The sequence below is a fragment of the Flavobacterium sp. CF136 genome (assembly GCF_000282055.1).
GTDB lineage: Bacteria > Bacteroidota > Bacteroidia > Flavobacteriales > Flavobacteriaceae > Flavobacterium.
Genome location: NZ_AKJZ01000095.1, coordinates 1 through 2,601, shown reverse-complemented (window position 1 = coordinate 2,601; position 2,601 = coordinate 1). Strand labels below are relative to the sequence as shown.

Here is a 2,601-nt window from a genome sequence, read left to right as displayed (position 1 = left end):
GTTGCTGTACCCGGACAACCGCTCGCTGTTGGTGTGATAACATAAGTAACCGTTCCCTGTGTTGTTCCTGTGGTAGAGATTGTCTGTACCGGAATCGTACTGGTCCCGCTGGCGGTAAAACCAGAAACTCCTGCTGTAGCTGTAGCCGTCCATGCAAAGGTAGTCCCTGCAACTCCAGAGGTAAGGGTAACTAAAGCAGAACTACCGCCTGAACAAATCGTTTGGGTTAATGGTGAATTGGTAACCGTTGGTATTGGATTTACCGTTACAGTAAAATTATTCTTAAAACTCACACAATTACTACCATTTTTTACTGTAAGTATCCCTGTATAGGTTCCTGCAGGAACATTCGCAGGAATAGCTATTGTATTTAGTGTTCCTCCTGTAGCTACAAAAGCAAAAGATGTGTCTGTTTGATTTACTAATCCTGCTGTAACAGCAGCTGTATCCCAAACTATACTATATTTAGTAGGCGTACCAGCTGTTGCGGTATATGCAAGAGATGCATTTTGACTAGCTGCACTAAAACAAACTGCCGTTGCACTTGCTGCAGCAGCAATTGAAACTGTATTTGTTGCAATCGTAGACAGACAAGTTGTATTACCACAAGCATTTTTATACCTAACATAATAAGTTGTGTTACCAACGGTTGGGCTAACTACCAGAGTAGCAGGTATACTATTCGATGTTCCTACAACGGTACCTCCACATGAACCTGTAGAGAACTCGACATAACCTCCCAGCCCGCCTAATGACCCTCCACTAACCGATAGCGTGGTTGTACCTGCACAAGAAGTGGCAGAAGTAAAGGATGTAGGTACAGTAGGTGGTCCTGTTACCACTTGCACAATTACAATTGTAGCATCTGAGTAAATACCCGAAGTTACTGTTCTTCTATACCATGTAGTTTGTGATGTACCCGCTGAAACTGTATAGTCTTTAGCATTATTTGTTCCTGATGCAGCAGCATAACCAGTACTATGCCCTGTCGTGCTTTTTTCCCACAAATAGGTATAAGTACCGTTTCCACCTGTTGGTTGTGACCCGTTTATAACAAAAGACGAAACTCCGCTTGTAGTACAAAAAGGTTCTGCATAAGTAGCTACTACGTTATACGATTTTACTATACCATAACAAGGGTCGCCAAAAGTGGCATTAAAAGACCCAGAGGCTGGAATAGTTGCTATATTTTGACCTAGTAAACCTGTAGTTACAGTTCTGCTATTAAACGCATGACAACTTCCTATTGTAAAATTTGGAGAAGTTCCTCCCGGGCTGCCATAACTCGCAAATTTAACATTGATAAAAGCAGAACCTGCCGGAGCAGAAAGAGTTAATGATCCTGGTAGTGTATTTGTAGGCGGATTTGAATATTCACCTTGAGTACCCGCTACCTGACCAGTAACACCACTAGTATAAGAAGCATAATTATTATCAATAGCAGGATAAGGAGCCGAGGAAACATTGATTCTTCCAGTGCCTGTAAAATAATCATTTGTTGTATTAGTTGCGCCCGATGTTGTAGACCCCCAAGAGCTTAAAAGTGGTCCGGCTCCTCCCAAAACAAGCGTTCCTGCAGTATGAGTAAATCCGCCCAAATTAGCCAAAACACCTGATATCATAGACCAATTACCACTTACTGTAGTAATCGCCCCAAAAGTTTTGGTGCCAGAACCCGAGAGAATTAAATTGTTGTAAGTATATGCTCCTACAGTTTGAGTACCAGAATTGTTATAATTAACGGTACCGGTTGATGGTGTTAATCCACCTCCACTCATAGTCCCACCAATATTTAATGTTCCAGCTCCTGAAAAAGCTATCTGATTTCTAGCTGTACTGCCACTCATTGTTATATTACCACTAATATTTACAACTCCGGTAGACAGAGATAATATGCAATCTAAATTATCATTACCGGAATCATTCATAGTTACTGAAGCAGCTGTTAAACTACCCGCTCCCACAGCTATCGTTGTATTTATTGTTCCAGCCGTTGGTGCTGTCATTGTTATTGCCCCACTTACAACCAGAGTCCCTGGAGAAGTAATTGTCAAAGTATTTGTACTGCCTCCTAAAATATTATTTATGCTAAGAGTTTTACAAACTGCTCCGGCTACCGAAATAGTTGGTTTATTAATAACATTGGGTATTACAACATCATGTGCAGTTGTTGGCACAAGATTCAAAGACCAGTTTGTTGTAGTCTCCCAAGCAGTACTCGTAGTACCAGTCCATGTATTTGTCTGACCATACCCATTCACAAGTCCAAGGGCAATAAATAAAAATGTATAAAGTAATCGTTTCTTATTGGGCAAAAATTTAAAAAACGTAGAAAGAACGAACAAAAATAATTTTTGAATCATGTAGGTTAGTGGTATTTATATTTTTAAATTTATTTTTGGGGCATTTTTGGGGCATTTTTTTGAAATAATGATACAAATATCTATAACATTAGAAATTAAAACATTAACTCAAAAACGACATATAATAAACAAAAGTAACTGTTCTGCAATTTGTTTTTATACAAATTCGACTAAATACATATTTATTCGATGTACTTCCTGTTTTTTACAATTTAAAATTTTTATGAAATTAAATTCT

1 protein-coding gene is annotated in these 2,601 nt (G+C 38.9%); it reads right to left on the bottom strand.

What is annotated here, in order from left to right:
* A partial coding sequence (locus PMI10_RS19595; RefSeq protein ID WP_162129572.1) for a hypothetical protein occupies positions 1 to 2,315 on the bottom strand: 2,315 nt, incomplete at its 3' end.
* Positions 2,316 to 2,601: the final 286 nt, after the last annotated feature.